The following is a 22,179-nucleotide window of genomic DNA, read 5'->3' as shown; positions in this document are numbered from 1 at the left end:
GAAGCACAAGGAAAAACATGGACCTGACTCCCCGCGAAAAAGACAAGCTGCTCATTTTTACGGCTGCATTGCTGGCCGAACGGCGCCTGGCGCGCGGCTTGAAGTTGAACTATCCGGAAGCGGTGGCCCTGATCAGCGCGGCCATCATGGAAGGCGCGCGCGATGGCAAGTCGGTGGCGCAGCTGATGTCGGACGGGACAAAAATTCTGTCGCGCGCCGACGTCATGGACGGCATCGCCGAGATGATCCCCGACATTCAGGTGGAAGCGACCTTCCCCGATGGCAGCAAGCTGGTGACCGTGCACCACCCGATACCGTAGTCTTTTGAGAAGGAGCCCCTCATGACCCCAGGCGAATACCAATTGGAAGAAGGCGAAATCAGCTTGAATGCCGGGCGCGCCACGGCCACCGTGGTGGTGGCCAACCGGGGCGACCGGCCGATCCAGGTCGGCTCGCACTTCCACTTTTTTGAAGTCAATCCGGCGCTGGCCTTCGAGCGCTGGCGCGCCTACGGCATGCGCTTGAACATCACGGCCGGCACCGCCGTGCGCTTCGAGCCGGGCCAGCAGCGCACGGTGGAACTGGTGGCGCTGGCGGGCGAGCGCAAGGTTTTCGGCTTCAATGGCGCAGTGATGGGCGAACTGCAAGACACTCCACCGGGAAAGGATTGAGATGGCCAGCATTCCCCGCAGCGCGTATGCCGAAATGTTCGGCCCTACCAAGGGCGACCGCATCCGCCTGGCCGACACGGAATTGTTCATCGAGATCGAGCATGACTATGCGATCTACGGCGAAGAAGTGAAATTCGGCGGCGGCAAGGTGATCCGCGACGGCATGGGCCAGTCGCAGCGCTGTGCGGCCGAAGTGATGGACACCGTCATCACGAATGCCGTCATCCTCGACCACTGGGGCATCGTCAAAGCCGACATCGGCTTGAAAAATGGCCTGATCTTCGGCATCGGCAAGGCGGGCAATCCGGATATCCAGCCCGGCGTGACCCTGGCCATCGGCGGCGCCACGGAAATCATCGCCGGCGAAGGCTTGATCGTCACGGCGGGCGGCGTCGACACCCACATTCACTTCATTTGCCCGCAGCAGATCGAGGAAGCGCTGATGAGCGGCGTGACCACCATGCTGGGCGGTGGCACGGGACCGGCCGTGGGCACGGCCGCCACCACCTGTACGCCGGGGCCATGGCATCTGCACGCCATGCTGGCGGCGGCCGACGCCTTCCCGATGAACCTGGGCTTCATGGGCAAGGGGAATGTCAGCCTGCCGTTGCCGCTGGAAGAGCAGGTGCGCGCGGGCGCCATCGGCCTGAAACTGCACGAGGACTGGGGCAGCACGCCGGCCGCCATCGACAATTGCCTGTCGGTGGCCGACCGCATGGATATCCAGGTGGCGCTGCACAGCGATACGCTCAACGAAGGCGGTTTTCTCGAACACACGCTGGCCGCCTTCAAGGACCGCACCATCCACACCTTTCACACGGAAGGGGCGGGCGGCGGCCATGCGCCCGACATCATCGCCGCCGTGGGGCAGGCCAACGTGCTGCCTTCGTCGACCAATCCCACACGCCCGTTTACCGTCAACACGCTTGACGAACACCTGGACATGCTGATGGTATGCCACCACCTGGATCCGGCGATTGCCGAAGACGTGGCGTTTGCCGAGTCGCGCATCCGCCGCGAAACCATCGCCGCGGAAGATATTTTGCATGACATCGGCGCCATCTCGATGATGTCGTCCGACTCGCAAGCCATGGGCAGAGTCGGCGAAGTGATCATGCGCACCTGGCAGACGGCGCACAAGATGAAGGTGCAGCGGGGACCGCTGGCGCCCGACACGGCGCGCAGCGACAATTTCCGCGCCAAGCGCTACATCGCCAAGTACACGATCAACCCGGCCATTACGCATGGCATTTCGCACGTGGTCGGGTCCATCGAGGCGGGCAAGATCGCCGACATCGTGCTGTGGAAGCCGGCCTTTTTCGGCGTCAAGCCGTCGATGATTTTAAAGGGCGGCATGATCGCGGCCGCGCAGATGGGCGACCCGAACGCGTCGATTCCCACGCCGCAGCCCGTGCATTACCGCATGATGTTCGGCGCCTTCGGCGGCGGCCTGAAAAAGTCGTTTACTTTTGTGTCGCAGGCGGCCTACGACCTCGATATCGGCCATCAGCTCAAACTGAATAAATCCGTCATCGCCGTGAAGAACATGCGCGGCTTGCGCAAGCACGACATGATCCACAACAGCGCCACGCCGCACATGGAAGTGGACCCGGAAACCTACGCCGTGCGCGCCGACGGCCAGCTGCTCGTGTGCGAAGCGGCCGCCGTGCTGCCGATGGCGCAGCGCTATTTTCTATTTTAAGCGGGAGACAAGCATGCTGACTTTGCATACCAAACTGGGAGCGGACGATGACCGCGCGCCCTTCGCGCAACTCGTGCTGCCTTACGACCAGCGCGAAAAATGCCGGCTGCGCGCCGTGCTGACAAATGGCGACGACGTGGCCGTGTTCACCGTGCGCGGCACGGTGCTGCGCGACGGCGAGCGCATGACGGGGCCGGATGGCCAGGTGGTGCGGATCGTCGCCGCGCGCGAACCGACCTATCTGGTGCGCTGCGAGGATGCGCATACCCTGCTGCGCTGCGCTTTTCACTTGGGGAACCGCCACACGCAGGCGCAGGTGGGCGACGGCTTTTTGCGCATCCGCAAGGACGTGGTACTGAAGGAGATGCTGGAAGGCTTGCAGGCGAGCGTGACGGAAGAAAGCGCGCCGTTCGAGCCGGAGGCGGGCGCGTATGGCGGCGGCCATGGCCACCACGATGGCCACGGCCAGCACTTGCTGGCGCCCGTGCCGCTGCGGCAGAAAATCCACCGTCCCGGCGATGTGCCAGGCGCTGCATGATGCAGGCGTCGGCCCTGCTGCACCTGCTGCAGTTCGCCAGTCCGGCCTTGCCGATCGGCGCCTACAGTTATTCGCAGGGTCTGGAAGCGGCGCTCGAATCCGGCCTGGTGAGCGACGCGGCCACGGCGCGTAGCTGGATCGCCGAGCATCTGACGCAGGTGGTGGCGCGCTGGGAAGCACCGCTGTGCTGGCGGCTGATGCAGGCATTCGAGGAACAGGATCTGTGCGCCGTGCAGCGCTGGAGCGAGCGTTTCATCGCCTCGCGCGACACGGCGGAATTTCGTGCCGAAACCATCCAGATGGGATATTCACTGACCAAATTGCTGGCCGAGCTGGGCGTGGCCGATGGCGTGCTGATCGACATGCTGCAGGGCCAGCCCGAAGTTGCCCTGCCGACCGCGTATGCCTGCGCCGTGGCGGCGCTGGCGATTCCCCGCGAAGAGGCGCTGCTGGCCATGCTGTTCGCCTGGGCGGAAAACCAGGTGCTCGTCTGCGTGAAATCCGTGCCGCTGGGGCAGGTGGCGGGCCAGCGTTTGCTGCTGTCGCTGCGTCCGGATCTGGAGGCGGCGGCCCTGACGGCGCAAACATTACCAGACGACGAGATGGGCAACTGGGCGCCCGGCCTGTCGCTGCTGTCGATGCGCCACGAAGTGCAGTACAGCCGCCTGTACCGTTCCTGAACACAACAACGAGAGACCATACTATGACTTCGATCACTTCCAATCCTCTGCGCGTGGGCATCGGCGGGCCCGTCGGCTCGGGCAAGACGGCCCTGTGCGAAATGCTGTGCAAGGGCATGCGCGAACGCTACGACATGGCCGTCATCACGAATGACATCTATACCAAGGAAGACATGGAAATCCTGCTGCGCGCCGATGCCTTGCCGGCCGAGCGCCTGATGGGCGTGGAAACGGGCGGCTGTCCGCACACGGCGATTCGCGAAGACGCGTCGATCAACCTGGAAGCGATCGCGCGCATGCAGGCGGATTTTCCCAACCTTGATTTGATCCTCGTCGAATCGGGCGGAGACAATTTGGCCGCCACCTTCAGCCCGGAATTGTCGGATCTGACGATTTACGTGATCGACGTGGCCGGTGGCGAAAAAATCCCGCGCAAGGGCGGGCCCGGCATCACGCGCTCCGACTTGTTGATCATTAACAAGACGGACCTGGCGCCATACGTGGGCGCCAACCTGGACATCATGGCGCAGGACGCCAAACGCATGCGCGGCGAACGCCCCTTCGTATTTACCAACTTGCGCAGCGGCGACGGCGTGCAGGTCGTCATCGATTTTATCCGTGAGCAAGGTTTGCTCGATCAACTAGGCAAGGAGCTGCAATGACTGCAAGACTGATGAAGAAAACAGCCGCCGTGGCGGTGCTGTGCCTGCTGGCTTTACCGGCCATGGCCCACCCCGGCCATGGCGAGAGCGCCGGCTTCCTGGCCGGTTTCGCCCATCCGTTCACGGGTATCGACCATTTGCTGGCCATGCTGGGCGTGGGCATCTGGGGCGGCCAGCAGCGTCGCAGTCTGGGCCAGAGCGCCACGTTTCTCGGCATGATGCTGCTTGGCGCGCTGGCCGGCATGGTCGGATTGACGCTGCCCGGGCTGGAAACGGGCATCGCCGCCACGGTGGCGCTGGTGGGGCTGGCCATCGCGCTGGCGCTGGCCTTGCCGAACTGGCTCGGCATGGGACTGGTGGGCCTGTTCGCCTTGGCACATGGCAATGCGCATGGCCAGGAATTGCCGGCCGCCTCGGCCGCCTGCGGCTTCATGCTGGCTTCGGCTATTCTGCTGGTCGCGGGACGGTTCACCGGCCAGGTACTGGCCGAGCGCATGCTGCGCGTGGCCGGCGTGGCCTTGACGGCCGCCGGCGTGGTGTTGATGGGACTTGCTTAATCGTTTAAGCGCCGGGGCGCTTGTCGGACAGCACGATGGGCGCCGCCTTTTCCGGGTGCAAGCCCTGATGGCCCGCATACACGGCGGCAATGGCGGCCATGTCGGCGTCCTTGTCGCCAGTCAGATATAAATGGTCGACGACGCCCAGCACCTTGTTCGGGTAGTCGATGTAGACCAGCAACAGCGGCACCTTGGCGGCCACGGCCAGGTGATAAAAGCCGCTTTTCCAGTTCGGACGGTAGCTGCGCGTCGCTTCCGGCGTGATGGCCAGCCAGTACCAGTCGGCGGCCAGCATGCGTTCCGCCTGGCGCTGGATCGTGCCGCTGGTGGTGCTGCGGTCGACGGGTTCGCCGCCCAGATAGCGCAGCACCTTGCCCATGGGGCCGCGGAACAGGGTATCCTTGGCCAGCCAGCGGAAGGGCAGGGACAGCGCCCATTTACCGAACAGGCCCACCATGAAATCCCAGTTGGACGTGTGCGGGTAGACGACGGCGATGCCGCGCGGCCCCGGCAGGGGGCGAAAGCGCAGGCGCCAGCCGAACAGCTGCAGCACGCGCAGCGCGCAGCGCTGGCGCCAGGTCGGCAAGTCGCCCGCTTGTACAAATAAATCGTCCATTGATACCCTTCAGTGACACTGTTCTTGATCGGATGGCGCTGGTGGCCATTTTCCTTGAAGCAAAATTCTGCGCAGGCATTCTATACGGGGCTGGCGATGGCGACAAGCAGCCGAGGCCGCTATTCATGCGGTGTCGGGGCGCTTGCTACCGCTATTTTAACGATGCTTGACCTCTGTGTCGGGCACTAAATGCGCACGATGTGGTCAAAACTTGATGCAGTGTTGATCCACTCGACAGGGAGCCATGGCATGAAAAACAGTATCGACGAGGTCAATGGGGAGAAGGTGCGAACGGACAAAGTGATGGCCGAGCTCGTTGAGCGGGGCGTTGCTTTCCATCACGCCCTGGGACGGACGGTGGCGACGGCCTATTTGCGCGAGCACGCGGTGCCGGTCGAAGTGATACGCCGTGTCTTCAGCAGCGTGCAGGCGCGCCGTCCGGCCCGGCCGGCACGGCGCCGATGGCGTTGAACTGAAGATAGGGGAACGGCGGCGTACATAAGGCCGAATAAAGTGAGGCGGCGGGCGCCGCGATCATCACGCAGTTAATGCGTTGGTATCGTTGCGCCCGCCGCCAGGGAGATGGGCAGCGCGGTGCCGCCCAAGGGGCTTGCAGGATGCCGTTCAGCTTGCCGTTCAGGCTGCTTAAGCCTGTGCCGCCAGTGCCGGGTAGTCCGTGTAGCCGCTCGCATCGGGTGCGTACAGGGTGTCCGGGTTCAGCGGATTCAAGGGCGCGTCGCTGTGCAGGCGTACAGGCAGGTCCGGGTTGGCGATGAACCACAGGCCAAAGGCCACGGCATCGGCTTCGCCTTTGGCCAGCAGGGTTGCGGCCGCTGTCTTGTCCATTTTTTCATTGGCAATGTAGACGCCGCCGAATTCCTGTTTCAGGTACGGGCCCAGGCGGTCTTCGCCCAGGGCTTCACGGGCGCAGATGAAGGCGATGCCGCGCTTGCCCAGTTCGCGGGCCACGTAGCCGAAGGTGGCGTGCGGGTCGGAATCGCCCATATCGTGCGCATCGCGGCGCGGCGCCAGGTGCATGCCGACCTTGTCCGCGCCCCATACTTCGATGCACGCGTCCGTCACTTCCAGCATCAAACGGGCGCGGTTTGCTATCGAGCCGCCGTAGTTGTCGGTGCGCAAGTTGGTGCTGTCTTGCAGGAACTGGTCGAGCAGATAGCCATTCGCGCCGTGGATTTCCACGCCGTCGAAACCGGCTTTTTTCGCATTTTCCGCGCCAAGGCGGTAGGCCGCGACGATGCCGGGAATCTCTTCCGTGTCCAGCGCGCGCGGCGTGACGAATTCCTGTTTCGGGCGCAGCAGGCTCACATGACCGGCAGGCTTGACGGCGCTGGGCGCGACGGGCAAGTCGCCATCGAGGAAGACGGGCGCGGAAATGCGGCCCACATGCCACAGTTGCAGCACGATCAGGCCGCCCGCGTCATGCACGGCCTCGGTGATGTGTTTCCAGCCTTCCACCTGTTCCTCGGACCAGATGCCCGGCGTGTCGGCGTAGCCCACGCCTTGCGGCGTGACGGCCGTCGCTTCCGAGATGATCATGCCGGCCGAAGCGCGCTGCGTGTAGTACTCGGCCATCAGGGCGTTGGGTACGCGGCCCGGATTGCCGGCGCGCGAACGCGTCAGCGGCGCCATGATGATGCGGTTTTTCAGTTGCAGGCTACCGATGGTGATGGGGTCGAATAAAGTTGCCATGATGGTTGTCTTTCCTGTCTAGAGTGCCGCGCGCGGCGATGTGGATGCTGTTACAAACCTTGCTGCATGTGGTCGAGAAAGGCCTGGATAGTGTCTTCATTGCGGCTGAAGAAGCTCCATTGGCCCACCTTGGTGGCTGAAATCAGGCCCGCCTTCTGCAGGCTGGCCAGGTGTGCCGACACCGTCGATTGCGACAGGTTCAGGCGGCGGTCGATCAGGCCGGCGCACACGCCCAGGTGCAGCGGGTGGTCCTGCTCCTGGAAATACTGTTCCGGCTCCTTCAGCCATTGCAAAATCTGCCGGCGCACCGGATTGGCCAGCGCCTTGTGGATGGCGTCGATATCCATGTTGTTTCTCCTCAATACACAATTCGCTTTTCAGCGATGTATATATCGTTTTTCCAAAATTCTAATATCGTGATTCTACGATATAAATGAAAAGCGTGCCGGCGGCGCGCGTTGTTGAAGGGTTCAGGCGGGAAGGGGGTTGCGCTGGAGCACGGCCGGGCCTGTCAACACGATGCGCACCAGGTCCACCTGGCGCTGGGCGCCGGCCTTGGCGGTGGCGCTCTTGATTTGCGTGCGCGCCGTGTGGATGGAAATGCGCTGGCGTTCGGCGTATTCCTGCAGGGAGTAGCCGTTGACGAGCGCTTCCGTCAGGCGTGCCTCGGCCACCGTCATGCCATAGAAATTGCGCAGGGTGGCGGCCAGGGAGGTGATCAAGTCGCTGCTGTCGCTGAGGAAGACGGCGATGGCGCTGGCCGAGCCAAACGGGCTGTGCCAAGAGGGCAGGGGCGTGACGCGCAGGCGCAGCTGTTCGCCCGTCAAGCCGTTCAGGTTGAGTACGCCGCCGGGGCCGCCTGCCGCCGTCGTGCCCGTTTGAGCCGCCTCGTGCAGCATGCGCCGCAGCGCGCCGTTGTCCGCTTCGCGCGGGCAATACAGGGGCGCGCCTTCGCGCAGTTGCAGCAAGCGCGTCGAAGCCGTCATGGCCAGCGCCCGTTCGTTGGCGTACAGCAATTGCGACGTGGCGTCGAGCAACAGCACGCCAAACGGCAGCAATTCCAGCACCTGGGTGGAGCTCTGGGACAGCACTTCCAGCCGGCGCAGCTTGCGCTGCAGGGCAAAGGCCGTCTGCAGGTGCGGCATCAGGCTGCGGATCAGCGCCAGCTCGCCCGCCTCGTAGGCGCCCGCCTGTTCGCGGCGCACCACGGTGACGTTGGTGGAGCGCTCGGCGCGCAATTCGACGATGGCTGCCGCCGTATAAAAGATGTCTTGCGGGCGCAGCCAGTCCGCCCAGTACTCGGTTTTCTTCAGGCAATGGTCGGGAAACAGCATGGAACCGGTGACGACGGCGCCTTCGCGGTGCAGGGTGGCGTCTTCCAGCCACACATTGCGCGCGCCGTAATAGCTGGCAAAGCTGGCCATGGCGTCCGATTCGAAGCCATACGTGGCGGACAGGCCGCTGCCCGGCAGCTGGACGTCGACCGATCGGTTGCTGAAATCATTGGCCCAGATCAAACCCGCGTGCGATTTCAGTTGTTGCGCGAAGGCGGCGAGGAATTGCGACCAGGCGCCATGCTGCGTGGCCGCTTCGTAGATCAGGGTAATCAGCGCCTGGCTGGCGACGGCGAGCGATGGCGTCATGGGCAATCCTCATGCGGCAAGCGGTGGACAAGACATATCTCGGGCGGCCTTGGCCTCGGCCGCCCGACTTCCCTAGCGCGATTCCAGCCAGCTTTTGCCGCCGGAGGTGCACGTGCTGAGGCTGGCGTACTGGCTGATATAGCTATAGCCGCTGCCGCAGCCGCCTTCGCCGGATTTGACGGGGCCGTAGCAAGCGCCTTCATAGCTGAGCTTACCATTGACGCTGGTGCTTTTGACACAGAAATTGTAATTGCTGGCCGTGGTGTTGTTGGGCAAGGTGGGGCCATTGTTTTGCCCGCAACCGAGGTCCTTGCTTACGGAGCGCGCATAGTCGACCATTTTCTGGTACGTGCCGCTGTAGTAGGCATCGGCCTTGGCTTTGTCTCCCTGCTTGCAGGCGGCCACGAGGCTATCGTACCCCGAGTCTGCCTGGGCATAGTTGCCCGATACCTGGATGCCGCAGGCGCTGGCCTGTTTGCGTTCCGTATCGCTGATCAGATTGCTGTACTGGCAAGTGGACGAAGTGCCGCCGCTGGCACTGGTGGAGCCGCTGCCCGAGCTGGTGCCGTCGCTGCCGCCGCCACCGCAGGCGGACAGCATGAGGCAGCCGAGCAGAGTGGCGGCAAAGGTGGTTGGATGTGCTTGCATGATTTCCCCTGTGGACTGTGACTTGCCACCATGTGTCTGGTGGTATCTTTTTTATTGCTACAAGGAATTGTATCGGGCATGTTTTTTGGAAACATCACCCATTTGGGGTATGCGCAGGCGGCACGGAGCGGAGCGGGGCGAGGCAGGGCGGCCGGCTGGCCGCCCCGGCAGGGATCAGGCGAAGTGGAACAGCAGCAAGGCGATGACGGCAGGCACGGTTTGCAGGTAGAGGATGCGCATCATGACGGTGGCCGCGCCCCACACGCCGGCCACGGCGATGCACGCCAGGCCGAACACGGTGAACGCATAAGCGATGGCCGCGTCCGGGTGAAAAAAGCCCAGCGCCAGCGCCGCGACGAGAAAACCGTTGTAGCAACCCTGGTTCGACATGGCGGGACGCACGATCTCCGCCTTTTCCTTCGACAGGCCAAACACCTTGCGTCCGCGCGCATCGAACAAGACGGTTTCCAGTAGCACGATGTAGACGTGCAGCAGCAGGATAAGGGCGGTAAGGATTTGGGCCAGAAGTAGCATCGTTGTTCCCGAGAGTGAGTGGATGCGGCAATTATGCTGCCAAGTGCATGTTTTTTGGCAACTTTCGATTAGAGCGATGGCACTAGCGCAAAGTGTGCTTGGGGCAAGATTTTTCACCCAATGGTATACTTTTCCCTTTGCTCCTGTGGGGACGACCCCGCTCGATGTGGGGGCTGTATGGTGGGGACGACCCTGCCGCCTCGGGAGAAAAGTATGGCGTGGATCATTCTGGTATTGGCGGGCTTGCTGGAAATCGGCTGGGCCATCGGCCTCAAATACAGTGCCGGCTTTACCCGCCTCGTGCCATCTGTGCTGACGGCCGTTTCCATGCTGGGCAGCGTGGTGATGCTGGGCCTGGCCTTGCGCACCTTGCCGCTGGGCACGGCCTACGCCATCTGGACGGGCATCGGTACTGTCGGCACGGCCATCTTCGGCATCATGGTGCTGGGCGAACCGGCCAGCGCCGCGCGCATCGCCTGCATCGCGCTGATCGTGTCCGGTATCCTGGGCTTGAAATTGCTCAGCCCACAATAAAGGATGCCAGCATGAGTCTTGCCATGACGTATTTCTACCTGGCCATCGCCATCATCGCCGAAGTGATCGCCACCAGCGCCTTGAAGGCGTCCGAGGGTTTTAGCCGCTTGTGGCCCAGCGTCATCACCGTGGTTGGCTACAGCATCGCCTTCTGGTGTTTGTCCTTGACCTTGAAGGTCATTCCTACCGGCATCGTGTATGCCATCTGGTCCGGCGTGGGCATCGTGCTCATTTCCGCCGTCGGCTGGTTCTGGTTCAAGCAAAGCCTCGACACGCCGGCCTTGATCGGCCTGGGGCTGATCATTGCCGGCGTGCTCGTGATTAACCTGTTTTCAAAATCCGTTGGTCACTGATCAAAAGCTGCTGGCCACCCGCGCCAGGTAATACCACTCGGCATTGGCTTGCGCGTTGACGTCCGGGAATAGGATATAGGCGTCAAATTCGGCCGTCACGGGCGTGCCATCCGCGCGCACGCCGATCTGCTCGCCCTGTTTGACCTTGTCAAAGCTGGACCAGGTCTTGATGAAGCGGTCGCCCGCATCGAGCTTGTCGTGCACGACGACCATGTTCAGCGCTTCCATGTCGGTATCGGCGATGGGTTCCGGCTGCGGCGCGTCAATGAAACCGAGGAAGGCGAGGGTGTTCATGATGGCGCTGTAGGCCACATCCGGCGCGGTCGGATCCGCGTGCTGGCCGCATTCCAGGGTCAGGGCATAGCCGCCCGTCGAGCGCATGTATTCCGTCGTGCCCACGCCATAGCGCAACACCATGCCGACCTGGTCGCTGCTGCCCAGGCGGCGCTGCACGCCGGCGCCATACGTTTGCAGCCAGCCATCGACGAAGCGGCGTACGCCCAGGCGGCGCGCCAGCGCGCGTTCCTTGTCTTCGTGCTTGAACGGTTGCAGCGGGCCATCGTTATTGCGCGGGCCCACCATGACGAAAGGCTGGCTGTCGGCATTGAACGAGTGCAAGTCGAGCAGCACGTCGTGCTGGCCCAGCAGCGGGCACAGCCAGTTGGCGATGCGGTCTTCGAAATCCTGTGGATTGTCGTTCGGGAACAGGTTGCGGTTCAGGTTGCGGTCGCCGCTGCGCACGCCCTTGGCGTAAGCGAGCGGGTTGGTGATGGGCACGAAGGTGACGCTGCCGGCCACGATGGAGAGGGCGCCGCTGTCGAGTTCAGCCATCACGCGTTGAATACCCTTGGTGCCGCAGGTTTCATTGCCGTGCACGGCGCCGGTGACGATCAGGCGCGGGCCGCTGCCCTGGCCCGTGTAGTTGATGGACTTGAAGTGGAGTGCGCTGCTCATGCTGGACATATCCTATGCTGTTGCGGGAAGGGAAAGCGGGGTCGGCATATTTTAGCGGGATTCGCCGTGGACGCCTGTAAAAATGTGGCCATGGCAGCGTGTGGCGTGGCATGATCGGCGCCACCGTTGTTTTCCCTTGCCGAGATCCATGTCGTCCTCTTCACCTTCTTCCCGCCTGTATGGCCTCGATACCTTGCGCGCGCTGGCCATCGTGCTTGTCTTCATGAACCATTATTTGCTGTTCGTCAGCGAGGGCGGGGCATTTGGTTTCTGGGGAGAAATCGGCTGGGTAGGCGTGGACCTGTTCTTTGCCCTCAGCGGCTATCTGATCGGCAACCAGATCTTTGCGGCACTGCGCAGCGAGCATGGCTTTTCCTTGCCGCGTTTCTATGCGCGGCGCTTCCTGCGCACCTTGCCCAGTTTTTATGCCGTGCTGGCCCTGTATTACCTGTGGCCCGCGTTTCGCGGCGATAGCGCGCTATTGCCTCTGTGGAAATTCCTGACCTTTACGCAAAACATCAACCTGACGCCGGGCACGGCGTTTTCGCATGCCTGGTCGTTGTGTGTGGAAGAGCAGTTCTACGTGCTGCTGCCGGCCGTGGCGCTGCTGATCGCCGCTTGCCGTAGATCTCTGCTGTGGGCTTGGCTGGCCGTGGTCGCCAGCTTTATCGTCGGCATGCTGGTGCGCGCTTATCTGTGGGATGAATATGTGCACCTGCCGCGCGGCGGCCTCGGTTATTACAAGTACATCTACTATGCCTCGTGGTGCCGCTTCGACGAATTGGTGGCGGGCGTGGCGCTGGCGCTGCTGAAAAACTACCACCCCATCGCCTGGACGCGCCTCACGTCATACGGCAACCGCAGCTTGCTGGCGGGAATCGCTGGCACGGCGATGATGTTTTATGTGTTTCTCACCGATCACTATGGCTATGGGGTAACGGTGTTCGGCTATCCGGCCCTGGCGGCCAGTTTTACTTTATTGCTGATCGCGGCGCTCAGTCCCACCAGCATCTTGTATCAACTGCGCGTGCCGGGCGCGGCCAGCCTGGCCCTGTGGTCGTATGCGATTTATTTGCTGCACAAGCAGTTGTGCATCCTGCTGCGTCCGATCTTGCAGGATAGGGGTTACGGGCCGGACAGCGTGCCGGCGATCCTCGTGATGATTACTCTCAGCATTGCCACGGGCTGGCTTTTATATGCATTGGTGGAAACGCCATTCATGCGCCTGCGGGCGCGCTACGTTCCCGCCAATCATGTTTGATCTACATATCGATGACGTCCAGTCCACGCGGCGTGCCGACCAGTAACTCCAGGATCGCATGCACGCGCAGATTCGTGTCTTCGTGCTCCGTGTTATAGATCAGGGCGCGCAGGCCGGGCACGGCTTCCGTGATGTGGTCGCTGGCGTAGGCGTTGATCAATAACAAGACCAGGTCGGTGGCGCCCGCGCCGGGCTGGCGCCGCAGCCGGTCGTGGATCACGTTCAGCAGCGCGCGCTGCATGCGTGGCGTGGGATTGGTGATGTAGGCGAAGACGCTCGGCGTGTTGGCGATGGCCGCGCAGATGCGCCGTTCGATTTCGTCGGGCTTTACGTCGGAGGCGATATCGAAATACGCGGCTTCCCAGCGCGTGCGTGCGTAGGGATGATTGGGCGGGAAGGAGTCGGCCGTTTCAAAACCGCAGATGCGGCTCAGGGTTTTCAGCCAGGCTAATATAGTGGAGTTCATGTCGCGATTCTAGCGGCATTCAAGGCGCTGCGGGCTCCCTCTATATAAAGGGAGCTGACGCCCGGAGAACTGATTAAAGTTTCCTGTAAAACAGCCCTTGTCATTCTTGGAAAGCCTCTCTATAATGCTGGTCTTCGGGGCGGTTAGTTCAGCTGGTTAGAATACTTGGTCGACATCCAAGGGGTCGGGGATTCGAATTCCTCACCGCCCACCAGAATTTGGCAGTAAATGGTTTTAAAGGCGATTGCTGATGCAGTAATCGATAAAAAAGTTTTACGGGCGGTTAGTTCAGCTGGTTAGAATACTTGGTCGACATCCAAGGGGTCGGGGATTCGAATTCCTCACCGCCCACCAGAATGCAGTTAGAGAGAAAGGGTAAACCGGTTATGACACCGCGAACTACTACCAAGCTTTGGGAGTGACGCTAGTCGAATGGGTTTCCTTTGTCTCAAGAAAGTGAAAAACGCGGCTAGTCCGCGTTTTTTTGCGTCTGCGTTTTCCTTTCAGTTTTTCAGTCCACACCACATTGCAGTTTTACCTGGCGCCAGCGCCGATATGGAGATCAATATGCTTACAATCCGACTTCCCGATGGTTCCGCCCGTCAATTCGACGGCCCGGTCACCGTGGCCCAGGTTGCGGCCAATATTGGTACCGGCCTGGCCAAGGCTGCCCTGGCCGGCAAGGTCGACGGCAAGCTGGTCGACACCTCCTATCTGATCGAGCAAGACGCCGAACTGGCGATTGTGACGGACAAGGACGCCGATGGTCTGGAAGTGATTCGCCACTCGACGGCCCACTTGCTGGCGTATGCCGTCAAGGAATTGTTCCCGGATGCGCAAGTGACCATCGGTCCCGTGATCGACAACGGCTTCTACTATGACTTCGCCTACAAGCGTCCGTTCACGCCGGAAGATTTGACGGCGATCGAAAAGAAAATGGCGGAACTGGCCAAGAAGGACGAGCAAGTCACGCGCAAGGTGGTCGCGCGCGACGAAGCCATCGAGTACTTCAAGGGTATCGGCGAAGCGTACAAGGCTGAACTGATCGGCTCGATTCCGGCCGACCAGGAAGTGTCGCTGTATTCCGAAGGCAAGTTCACGGACTTGTGCCGCGGACCCCACGTGCCATCGACGGGCAAGCTGAAAGTGTTCAAGCTGATGAAGCTGGCTGGCGCCTACTGGCGCGGCGACTCGAAAAACGAGATGCTGCAGCGTATCTATGGTACGGCCTGGGCCAAGAAGGAAGATCAGGAACTGTACCTGCACAACCTGGAAGAGGCGGAAAAGCGCGATCACCGCAAATTGGGCAAGCAGCTCGATTTCTTCCATTTCCAGGAAGAAGCGCCGGGCTTGATTTTCTGGCACCCGAAAGGCTGGTCGATCTGGCAGCAGGTCGAGCAATACATGCGTAATGTGTACCAGGTCAACGGTTACCAGGAAGTCAAGGCGCCGCAAATTCTCGACCGTGGCCTGTGGGAAAAAACCGGTCACTGGGATAATTACCGTGAAAACATGTTCATCACGGAATCGGAAAACCGCGCCTATGCGCTCAAGCCGATGAATTGCCCTGGCCATATCCAGATTTTCAACAATGGCATGCGCAGCTACCGCGACTTGCCACTGCGCTACGGCGAGTTCGGCCAATGCCACCGCAATGAGCCGTCGGGCGCCTTGCACGGCATGATGCGCGTGCGCGGCTTTACGCAGGATGATGGCCACATTTTCTGCCTGGAAGAACAGATCGCCGGCGAAGTGACGGCCTTCCACCAGCAAGCGATGGATGTGTACACGGCTTTCGGCTTCACGAATATCGATGTGAAACTGGCTTTGCGCCCCGATAACCGCATCGGCACGGAAGAGTCGTGGGATTTCGCCGAGGAATCGTTGCGTTCGGCCCTGCGCGCTTGCGGCGTGGAATGGACGGAATTGCCGGGCGAGGGCGCGTTTTACGGTCCGAAGATCGAGTATCACCTGAAGGATAGCCTGGGTCGCGCATGGCAAGTGGGTACCGTGCAGATCGACCCGTCAATGCCGGGCCGCCTGGGTGCGGAATACGTGGCCGTGGACAACACGCGCCAGGTGCCGATCATGCTGCACCGCGCGATCGTCGGTTCGCTGGAACGTTTTATCGGCATCCTGATCGAACACTATGCGGGCGCCATGCCGTTGTGGTTGTCGCCGGTGCAAGTGTCGGTGTTGAATATTTCCGACGCTCAAGCCGACTATGTACAGGAAGTTACAACAAAACTGCGCAAAGCGGGGCTGCGTGTACAGGCTGATTTGCGTAACGAGAAGATTACCTATAAAATACGTGAACATTCCGTACAAAAATTGCCTTACATCTTAGTAATTGGCGACAAAGAGCGGGATGCGAATACAGTGGCCGTGCGGGCGCGGGGCAATGTCGATCTGGGCGTCATGTCCGTCGATGCCCTGATTGAGCGACTCAAACATGAAGTCGACACCAAGGCCTGACGAGGAAACTCGCTGCACGACCGTCTTACAAGATTTTTAAAGGAAATTACAATAGCTACTGACAAGTCACATCGCATCAATGGCGAAATCACTGCCCCTGAAATGCGTTTAAGCGGGGTCGATAACGAGCCACTCGGTATCGTAAGTTTGGCTGAAGCCTTCCGCCTGGCGGAAGAGGCAAACGTCGACCTGGTGGAAATTGCGCCTACCGCGCAGCCACCGGTGTGCCGTTTGATGGACTACGGCAAATTTAAGTATTCGGAGCAAAAGAAAGCTCACGAAGCCAAATTGAAGCAAAAGATCATCCTCGTGAAGGAAGTCAAATTCCGTCCGGGGACTGATGATGGTGACTACAATATCAAGTTGCGTAATCTCATCAAGTTCCTCGAAGATGGCGATAAAACCAAGATCACCTTGCGTTTCCGCGGTCGTGAGATGGCGCATCAGGATATTGGCTTCCGTATGCTGGAACGTCTGAAAGCCGATCTGGAGCCGTATGGCCAGGTCGAGCAGTTCCCGAAGATGGAAGGCCGCCAAATGATCATGGTTCTTTCGCCTAAGAAGAAGAAGTAAGCTACAATAGCGTTTTACTGTGGATCGACGTGGTTTGTGCCAGCATTGGTACGACACCAGATTCCAGGCAGAATTTGCGCGGCCCTGACAGCAATGTCCGGGCCGCGCGAACTGTAGCGGACTCGCATCCGCTGCACAGCATGTGAAAGCAGGCATCTAAGCGCAGCGTCGTGTTGCCACCTGCAATCCTGTTATAAATGGAGCTGTCCGTAAGAGGACAGATTGCTATGCCTAAAATGAAGACCAAAAGCTCTGCGAAAAAACGTTTTCGCGTGCGTCCGGGTGGTACTGTTAAATGTGGTCATGCGTTCAAACGCCACATCTTGACCAAGAAAACCACCAAGCTGAAACGCGCTCTGCGCGGTACCACCAATGTCGCTGCGTCTGACGTGAAATCCGTCTACCGCATGATGCCGACTGCTTAATCTCACACTCAATATAAGGAGTTACTATGCCTAGAGTAAAACGTGGGGTTACAGCTCGTGCCCGTCATAAAAAGATTCTTGTTCAAGCTAAAGGCTACCGTGGTCGCCGCAGCCGTGTATACCGTGTTGCCAAGCAAGCAGTTATGCGCGCTGGCCAATACGCTTACCGCGATCGCCGCAACAAGAAACGCGTTTTCCGCCGCCTGTGGATCGCTCGTATCAACGCCGCTTCCCGTGAGCATGGCGTAACGTACAGCGTATTCATGAACGGCTTGAAAAAAGCAAATATCGAACTGGACCGTAAAGTCCTGGCCGATATGGCTGTGATGGACAAGCCAGCATTCGCTGCGATTGTCAACGCAGTTAAAGCAAAAATCGCTGCGTAAGCATCGGTGATTGCACAACGTCATCCGTAGGGTGACGTTATAAAGAGCGGGGCAGGGGTTTTAACACCTTATGCCCCGTTTCCGTTTTTGATTGTTGGGTTCTAGATTACTAAATCCAGGATTGATTTCCAAAACAGGAAAAGCCGCATGAACTCCCTAGAAGAACTCGTCGTCTCGGCCCAGGCTGACTTTATCGCCGCCGCAGACGCTGCCGCACTTGAAAACGCCAAAGCCCGTTACCTGGGCAAGACTGGCCAGATTACTGAAATGATGAAGGGCCTGGGCAAGCTGGACCCGGACGCGCGCAAGGCGCAAGGCGCCCTGATCAACGCCGTCAAAGTGCAGATCGAAGACGCGCTGACGGCGCGCCGTGATGCGCTGGCCGATGCCCAGATGCAAGGCCGTCTGAACGCCGAAGCGATCGACGTGACCCTGCCAGGCCGTGGCCGCATGCCCGGCGGCATCCATCCCGTGATGCGCACGTGGGAACGTGTCGAGGAAATCTTCCGTTCCATCGGTTTCGACGTGGCCGACGGCCCCGAAATCGAAAACGACTGGACCAACTTCACGGCGCTCAACAGCCCGGAAAACCACCCAGCCCGTTCCATGCAAGACACCTTCTACATCGATGGCAATGACACCGATGGCAAGCCCTTGCTGCTGCGTACGCACACGAGCCCGATGCAGGTGCGCTATGCACGCACGCACACGCCGCCGATCAAGGTCATCGCGCCGGGCCGTACCTACCGCGTCGACAGCGACGCCACCCATTCGCCGATGTTCCATCAGGTCGAAGGCCTGTGGATCGCCGAAGACATCAGCTTTGCCGACCTGAAGGGCGTGTACCTGAATTTCGTCAAGGCTTTCTTCGAGACGGACGATTTGCAGGTGCGCTTCCGCCCGTCGTACTTCCCGTTCACGGAACCGTCGGCCGAGATCGACATCGCCTTTGGCTCCGGCCCCTTGAAAGGCCGCTGGCTGGAAGTGTCGGGCGCCGGCCAGGTGCATCCGACCGTGGTGAAAAACTTCGGCCTCGATCCCGAGAAATTCATCGGTTTTGCTTTCGGCTCCGGCCTGGAACGCTTGACGATGCTGCGCTACGGCATCAACGACCTGCGCCTGTTTTATGAAGGCGACTTGCGTTTCCTGAAGCAGTTCAACTAAGCATTGTTCCGTTTGATTCATGGCGCTTGAGCGCCTGTGCGCTCGCGCTGTGAGCTTTGACCCTTTGAAGGCTTGATTATGCAATTTTCCGAAAACTGGCTCCGTACCATGGTCGATCCGAAGATGACTTCGGACGAACTGGCCCATCTGCTGACCATGTCCGGTCTCGAAGTCGAGGACGTCGATCCTGTCGCCCCGCCGTTCTCGAACGTGGTGGTGGGCCTGGTCCTGGAGATGGAAAAACATCCGAATGCGGACCGCCTGAATGTATGCCAGGTCGATGTCGGCACGGGCACCATGCTCAACATCGTTTGCGGCGCGCCGAACGTGCGTCCTGGCTTGAAAGTCGTCTGCGCGATGGCGGGCGCCGTGCTGCCGCCTGGCGCCGATGGCAAGCCGTTTGAAATCAAGGTGGGCCAGCTGCGCGGCGTCGAGTCGCAAGGCATGCTGTGCTCCGCGCGCGAATTGAAATTATCGGAAGAAAACGCCGGCCTGATGGAATTGCCGGACGACGCGCCAATCGGCCAGAATTTCCGCGATTACTTTGCGCTCAACGACTTGAAATTCACCATCAAGTTGACGCCGAACAAGGCGGACTGCCTGTCCGTGCTGGGTGTCGCGCGTGAAGTGTCGGCCTTGACGGGCGTGCCCCTGAACGTGCCGCAATTCCGTACCGTGCCGGTTTCCAGCGATGAAATCCTGCCCGTGAAAGTCAGCGCGCCGGACCTGTGCGGCCGTTTCACGGGCCGCGTCATCCGCGGCTTGAACGCCAAGGCAGCCACGCCGGACTGGATGAAGCAGCGCCTCGAGCGCAGCGGCCAGCGTCCGCTGTCGGCCCTGGTCGATATCTCGAACTATGTCATGCTGGAACTGGGCCGTCCTAGCCACGTGTTTGACCTGGCCAAGATCCACGGCAGCCTCGACGTGCGTTGGGGCAAGGCGGGCGAATCCGTCAAGCTGTTGAATGGCAACACCATCGCCGTCGACGAGTGGCTCGGCGTCATTGCCGACGAGCAGGAAATCGAATCACTGGCCGGTATCATGGGCGGCGACGCCAGTTCGGTGTCGGACGATACGGATAGCATCTACCTGGAAGCGGCATTCTGGTGGCCAAACGCGATTCAAGGCCGCGCGCGCCGTCTGAATTTCTCGACCGATGCGGCGCACCGCTTCGAGCGCGGCGTCGATTTCGCCACCAACGTTGAGCACATCGAGCGCATTACCGCGCTGATCGTGGAAATCTGCGGCACGCCAGCAACCACCGTCGGCCCCGTCGACGACCACGTGGTGAACCTGCCGCAACGCCAGCCCGTATCGATGCGCACGGCGCGCGCGCAAAAAGTCATCGGCGTGCCGCTCAATGATGAGTTGATCGCCGACATCTTCACGCGCCTGGCCCTGCCATTCACTTTGCTTGATGGCGTGTTTTCCGTGACGTCGCCCAGCTACCGTTTCGACATCGAGATCGAGGAAGATCTGATCGAGGAAGTGGCGCGCGTGTACGGCTTTGAAAACATCCCGACCTTGCCGCCCGTGGCCGCGAACGTGATGCAGATTGCACCGGAGAATACCCGCTCCTTGTTTGCGGTACGTCATGAGCTGGCCGACCTGGGCTTCCAGGAAGTGGTTAACATGAGCTTTGTCGATACGGCATGGGAGCGCGATTTCTCGGGCAACGCGAACCCGATCAAATTGCAGAACCCGATCGCCAGCCAGATGAGCGTGATGCGTTCCTCGCTGATCGGCAGCCTGATCGCCAACGTGCGTTACAACCTGAACCGCAAGACGAACCGCGTGCGCATCTTCGAAGTGGGCGCCATCTACCAGCGCGACGACAGCGTGGACAACGGCCCGTTGTCGGTGGCTGGCTACGCCCAGCCGAAGCGCGTGGCCGCCATGGCCTACGGCGCGGTGGCCGACGAGCAGTGGGGCCAGCCCGCACGCACGGTCGACTTCTTCGACGTGAAGGCGGACCTGGAAGCGCTGTTCGCGCCGCTGATCTTGCGTTTCACCAAGGCGGAGCACCCGGCCCTGCATCCGGGCCGTTCGGCCAACGTGGAACTCGATGGCAAGGTCATCGGTTTCATCGGCGAATTGCACCCGCGCTGGATGCAAAAGTACGACTTGCCGTTGGCGCCCGTGCTGTTCGAAGTCGATGCCGCTGCCTTGACGCAACGTATCGTGCCCGTGTACCAGGAAATCTCGAAATTCCCTGGCGCCAGCCGCGATCTGGCCGTGGTCGTCAAGCAATCGGTAGCGGTGCAGGATCTGCTCGACAGCTTCCACGCCGCCGCCAAGGCTAGCCCGGCAGCGCGTATCGTGCAAGCCATTGTTTTATTTGATGAATATCGTGGAAAAGGTCTGGAAGCGGATGAAAAAAGCCTTGCTTTCCGGATTAGCTTGCAAGATACTCAAAACACCCTGCAAGACGATGTCGTCGATGGCCTGATGGCTGTCCTGATCGATGCCGCCAAGCAGGGCCACGACGCGAAACTGCGTTCGTAATTACCGGACTGGCCGTCGCCTTGCGTGACGGCCTTTCCGTCGTCAACCGTAGACGAGCTTGCCATATGGCGGGCTCGGGGCACAGAAAAGGCAGGGCAGGAAAATTAATAACAGCGACGTTGATTCCGCCGTACTGCAATCCGCACTGGCTGCCGATCTGCATCGGGCCATGCTGGTTGCCAAAGTGCGCCAGGAAGCGGAAAAAGATTTACCCACCTTGACCAAGGCGGAGCTGGCCGAACTGTTGTTCGAGCAAGTGGGCCTGAACAAGCGCGAAGCGAAGGATATGGTCGAGACGTTCTTTGACGAAATCCGCAACGCGCTCGAGCGTGGCGAGGCCGTCAAGCTGTCCGGTTTCGGCAACTTCCAGTTGCGCGACAAGCCGCAGCGGCCGGGCCGCAACCCGAAGACGGGCGAAGAGATTCCCATCACGGCGCGCCGTGTCGTGACTTTCCATGCGAGCCAGAAGCTGAAAAGCATGGTCGAAGAGACCAGTCCGCTGGCACGTGCTGCCTGAGTGAGTGGCGATGAACGAGCGCATCAGTAAAACCGAGTTGATCGCCTTGCCGCCCATTCCGGCGAAACGCTATTTCACGATCGGCGAAGTGAGCGAGTTGTGCGGCGTCAAACCGCACGTATTGCGCTACTGGGAGCAGGAGTTTTCCCAGCTCAAACCGGTCAAACGACGTGGTAACCGCCGTTATTATCAGCACCACGAGGTGCTGCTGATACGCCGCATCCGCGAATTGCTGTATGAGCAGGGCTTTACCATCAGCGGCGCGCGCAACAAGCTCGACAGTCGTGGCGCCTCGCATGCCATCGCCGACGAGCTGCCTGTACTGCCGGCCATGCCCGTCGTGCCGCAGGAAGCGCCGCTGGACCGCGCGTGGATACGCCATGAATTAATTGCGATTTTAAACTTGCTAAAATAAGATTTGTACCAATATAGGTGGGGTTGTCCGGTCGCAGTTGACTAAGTTGACTATACTGCATGGGTGCTCCGTCCTGGCGCTGACGCTACCGTACGGCACGCCATATTTTGAATATAATGTTAATGTTGCGTTTTTGTTAGTGACGCTGAACCGGAGCAGCGTTCAGGTTCCGGTAGTCTTTCCCAGGCCA

27 protein-coding genes and 2 tRNA genes are annotated in these 22,179 nt (G+C 60.5%); 21 read left to right on the top strand and 8 right to left on the bottom strand.

The features are described from left to right. Nucleotides 1-17 precede the first annotated feature (17 nt). The 7 genes from KO539_RS00405 to KO539_RS00375 are packed head-to-tail and all read left to right on the top strand — an operon-like array spanning nt 18 to nt 4,810. The gene (locus KO539_RS00405; protein WP_034751936.1) at nt 18-320 is read left to right on the top strand and encodes an urease subunit gamma; all 303 of its coding nucleotides are present in this window, start codon (nt 18-20) and stop codon (nt 318-320) included. Between the two features lie 21 nt (nt 321-341). Beyond that, on the top strand, nt 342-671 hold the full coding sequence (locus KO539_RS00400; protein WP_219306870.1) for an urease subunit beta: 330 nt from the start codon (nt 342-344) through the stop codon (nt 669-671). A 1-nt stretch (nt 672) separates the two neighbouring features. Further along, the gene (gene ureC, locus KO539_RS00395; protein ID WP_219306869.1) at nt 673-2,373 is read left to right on the top strand and encodes an urease subunit alpha; all 1,701 of its coding nucleotides are present in this window, start codon (nt 673-675) and stop codon (nt 2,371-2,373) included. A 13-nt stretch (nt 2,374-2,386) separates the two neighbouring features. After that, nucleotides 2,387-2,911 carry an urease accessory protein UreE gene (gene ureE, locus KO539_RS00390; protein ID WP_219306868.1) on the top strand — a complete coding sequence of 175 codons (525 nt, stop codon included), beginning with the start codon at nt 2,387-2,389 and terminating at the stop codon, nt 2,909-2,911. Next, the gene (locus tag KO539_RS00385; protein WP_219308515.1) at nt 2,911-3,591 is read left to right on the top strand and encodes an urease accessory protein UreF; all 681 of its coding nucleotides are present in this window, start codon (nt 2,911-2,913) and stop codon (nt 3,589-3,591) included. Before ureE ends, KO539_RS00385 begins: the two co-directional genes overlap by 1 nt. Nucleotides 3,592-3,614: 23 nt before the next feature. Then, a complete protein-coding gene (gene ureG / locus KO539_RS00380) occupies nt 3,615-4,253 on the top strand; it encodes an urease accessory protein UreG (RefSeq protein WP_219306867.1) in 639 nt (212 codons plus the stop codon). After that, nucleotides 4,250-4,810, top strand: a complete 561-nt coding sequence (locus tag KO539_RS00375) for a HupE/UreJ family protein (protein WP_257626058.1) — start codon at nt 4,250-4,252, stop codon at nt 4,808-4,810. Before ureG ends, KO539_RS00375 begins: the two co-directional genes overlap by 4 nt. 4 nt (nt 4,811-4,814) lie before the next feature. On the opposite strand, the gene KO539_RS00370 is transcribed toward KO539_RS00375, so the two are convergent. Beyond that, nucleotides 4,815-5,426 carry a 1-acyl-sn-glycerol-3-phosphate acyltransferase gene (locus KO539_RS00370; RefSeq protein ID WP_035819971.1) on the bottom strand — a complete coding sequence of 204 codons (612 nt, stop codon included), beginning with the start codon at nt 5,424-5,426 and terminating at the stop codon, nt 4,815-4,817. A gap of 249 nt (nt 5,427-5,675) precedes the next feature. Between KO539_RS00370 and KO539_RS00365 the strand changes: the two genes are divergently transcribed. Continuing rightward, nucleotides 5,676-5,897 carry a hypothetical protein gene (locus KO539_RS00365; RefSeq protein ID WP_099378736.1) on the top strand — a complete coding sequence of 74 codons (222 nt, stop codon included), beginning with the start codon at nt 5,676-5,678 and terminating at the stop codon, nt 5,895-5,897. A gap of 174 nt (nt 5,898-6,071) precedes the next feature. Here the strand turns inward: KO539_RS00365 and KO539_RS00360 are convergent, their stop codons facing one another. From KO539_RS00360 to KO539_RS00340, 5 genes are all read right to left on the bottom strand, one after another. Next, the gene (locus tag KO539_RS00360; protein ID WP_035819967.1) at nt 6,072-7,136 is read right to left on the bottom strand and encodes an alkene reductase; all 1,065 of its coding nucleotides are present in this window, start codon (nt 7,134-7,136) and stop codon (nt 6,072-6,074) included. A gap of 50 nt (nt 7,137-7,186) precedes the next feature. Further along, entirely contained in the window at nt 7,187-7,483 is a 297-nt protein-coding gene (locus KO539_RS00355) for a helix-turn-helix transcriptional regulator (protein ID WP_035819965.1), read from the bottom strand. Between the two features lie 123 nt (nt 7,484-7,606). Further along, a complete protein-coding gene (locus KO539_RS00350) occupies nt 7,607-8,779 on the bottom strand; it encodes a helix-turn-helix transcriptional regulator (protein WP_219306866.1) in 1,173 nt (390 codons plus the stop codon). Between the two features lie 72 nt (nt 8,780-8,851). Further along, the gene (locus tag KO539_RS00345) at nt 8,852-9,427 is read right to left on the bottom strand and encodes a hypothetical protein (RefSeq protein WP_219306865.1); all 576 of its coding nucleotides are present in this window, start codon (nt 9,425-9,427) and stop codon (nt 8,852-8,854) included. Between the two features lie 174 nt (nt 9,428-9,601). Next, nucleotides 9,602-9,961, bottom strand: coding sequence for a DUF1304 domain-containing protein (locus tag KO539_RS00340; protein WP_219306864.1), 360 nt, complete (start codon nt 9,959-9,961; stop codon nt 9,602-9,604). A 213-nt stretch (nt 9,962-10,174) separates the two neighbouring features. Between KO539_RS00340 and sugE the strand changes: the two genes are divergently transcribed. Together sugE and KO539_RS00330 are read left to right on the top strand one after the other, a co-directional pair. Next, nucleotides 10,175-10,495, top strand: coding sequence for a quaternary ammonium compound efflux SMR transporter SugE (gene sugE, locus KO539_RS00335; RefSeq protein WP_070217981.1), 321 nt, complete (start codon nt 10,175-10,177; stop codon nt 10,493-10,495). A gap of 23 nt (nt 10,496-10,518) precedes the next feature. Continuing rightward, complete coding sequence (locus tag KO539_RS00330; protein ID WP_070217979.1) at nt 10,519-10,848, top strand: SMR family transporter; 330 nt, start codon at nt 10,519-10,521, stop codon at nt 10,846-10,848. Here the strand turns inward: KO539_RS00330 and KO539_RS00325 are convergent, their stop codons facing one another. Further along, nucleotides 10,849-11,811 carry a succinylglutamate desuccinylase/aspartoacylase family protein gene (locus tag KO539_RS00325; protein WP_219306863.1) on the bottom strand — a complete coding sequence of 321 codons (963 nt, stop codon included), beginning with the start codon at nt 11,809-11,811 and terminating at the stop codon, nt 10,849-10,851. A gap of 139 nt (nt 11,812-11,950) precedes the next feature. On the opposite strand from KO539_RS00325, the gene KO539_RS00320 reads away from it, so the two are divergent. Beyond that, nucleotides 11,951-13,063 carry an acyltransferase gene (locus KO539_RS00320; RefSeq protein ID WP_219306862.1) on the top strand — a complete coding sequence of 371 codons (1,113 nt, stop codon included), beginning with the start codon at nt 11,951-11,953 and terminating at the stop codon, nt 13,061-13,063. Between the two features lies 1 nt (nt 13,064). On the opposite strand, the gene KO539_RS00315 is transcribed toward KO539_RS00320, so the two are convergent. After that, a complete protein-coding gene (locus tag KO539_RS00315) occupies nt 13,065-13,529 on the bottom strand; it encodes a hypothetical protein (RefSeq protein WP_099400618.1) in 465 nt (154 codons plus the stop codon). Between the two features lie 137 nt (nt 13,530-13,666). Here KO539_RS00315 and KO539_RS00310 point away from each other — a divergent pair. The 10 genes from KO539_RS00310 (at nt 13,667) to KO539_RS00265 (ending at nt 21,989) form a co-directional block, all read left to right on the top strand. Continuing rightward, nucleotides 13,667-13,743, top strand: a tRNA-Val gene (locus tag KO539_RS00310). Nucleotides 13,744-13,806: 63 nt separating this feature from the next. After that, a tRNA-Val gene (locus tag KO539_RS00305) sits at nt 13,807-13,883 on the top strand. Nucleotides 13,884-14,096: 213 nt separating this feature from the next. Beyond that, nucleotides 14,097-16,004, top strand: a complete 1,908-nt coding sequence (thrS, locus tag KO539_RS00300; RefSeq protein ID WP_070280420.1) for a threonine--tRNA ligase — start codon at nt 14,097-14,099, stop codon at nt 16,002-16,004. A 12-nt stretch (nt 16,005-16,016) separates the two neighbouring features. After that, on the top strand, nt 16,017-16,577 hold the full coding sequence (gene infC, locus KO539_RS00295; RefSeq protein ID WP_205711303.1) for a translation initiation factor IF-3: 561 nt from the start codon (nt 16,017-16,019) through the stop codon (nt 16,575-16,577). 227 nt (nt 16,578-16,804) lie between these two features. After that, the gene (gene rpmI / locus KO539_RS00290; RefSeq protein ID WP_010399216.1) at nt 16,805-17,002 is read left to right on the top strand and encodes a 50S ribosomal protein L35; all 198 of its coding nucleotides are present in this window, start codon (nt 16,805-16,807) and stop codon (nt 17,000-17,002) included. Nucleotides 17,003-17,028: 26 nt separating this feature from the next. Then, nucleotides 17,029-17,388 carry a 50S ribosomal protein L20 gene (gene rplT / locus KO539_RS00285; protein ID WP_010399214.1) on the top strand — a complete coding sequence of 120 codons (360 nt, stop codon included), beginning with the start codon at nt 17,029-17,031 and terminating at the stop codon, nt 17,386-17,388. A 147-nt stretch (nt 17,389-17,535) separates the two neighbouring features. Further along, nucleotides 17,536-18,552, top strand: a complete 1,017-nt coding sequence (gene pheS / locus KO539_RS00280) for a phenylalanine--tRNA ligase subunit alpha (RefSeq protein WP_034751917.1) — start codon at nt 17,536-17,538, stop codon at nt 18,550-18,552. A 78-nt stretch (nt 18,553-18,630) separates the two neighbouring features. Beyond that, nucleotides 18,631-21,057, top strand: coding sequence for a phenylalanine--tRNA ligase subunit beta (gene pheT / locus KO539_RS00275; RefSeq protein ID WP_219306861.1), 2,427 nt, complete (start codon nt 18,631-18,633; stop codon nt 21,055-21,057). A 169-nt stretch (nt 21,058-21,226) separates the two neighbouring features. Beyond that, a complete protein-coding gene (locus tag KO539_RS00270; protein WP_010399205.1) occupies nt 21,227-21,574 on the top strand; it encodes an integration host factor subunit alpha in 348 nt (115 codons plus the stop codon). Between the two features lie 10 nt (nt 21,575-21,584). Beyond that, nucleotides 21,585-21,989, top strand: a complete 405-nt coding sequence (locus KO539_RS00265; protein ID WP_035819952.1) for a MerR family transcriptional regulator — start codon at nt 21,585-21,587, stop codon at nt 21,987-21,989. The last annotated feature ends 190 nt before the right edge of the window (nt 21,990-22,179 follow it).

The organism is Janthinobacterium sp. NKUCC06_STL (assembly GCF_019345455.1).
In the GTDB taxonomy this organism is placed as follows: domain Bacteria; phylum Pseudomonadota; class Gammaproteobacteria; order Burkholderiales; family Burkholderiaceae_D; genus Janthinobacterium; species Janthinobacterium rivuli.
The sequence above is the reverse complement of the archived record's forward strand: the minus strand, read 5'-3'. Positions and strand labels throughout refer to the sequence as shown.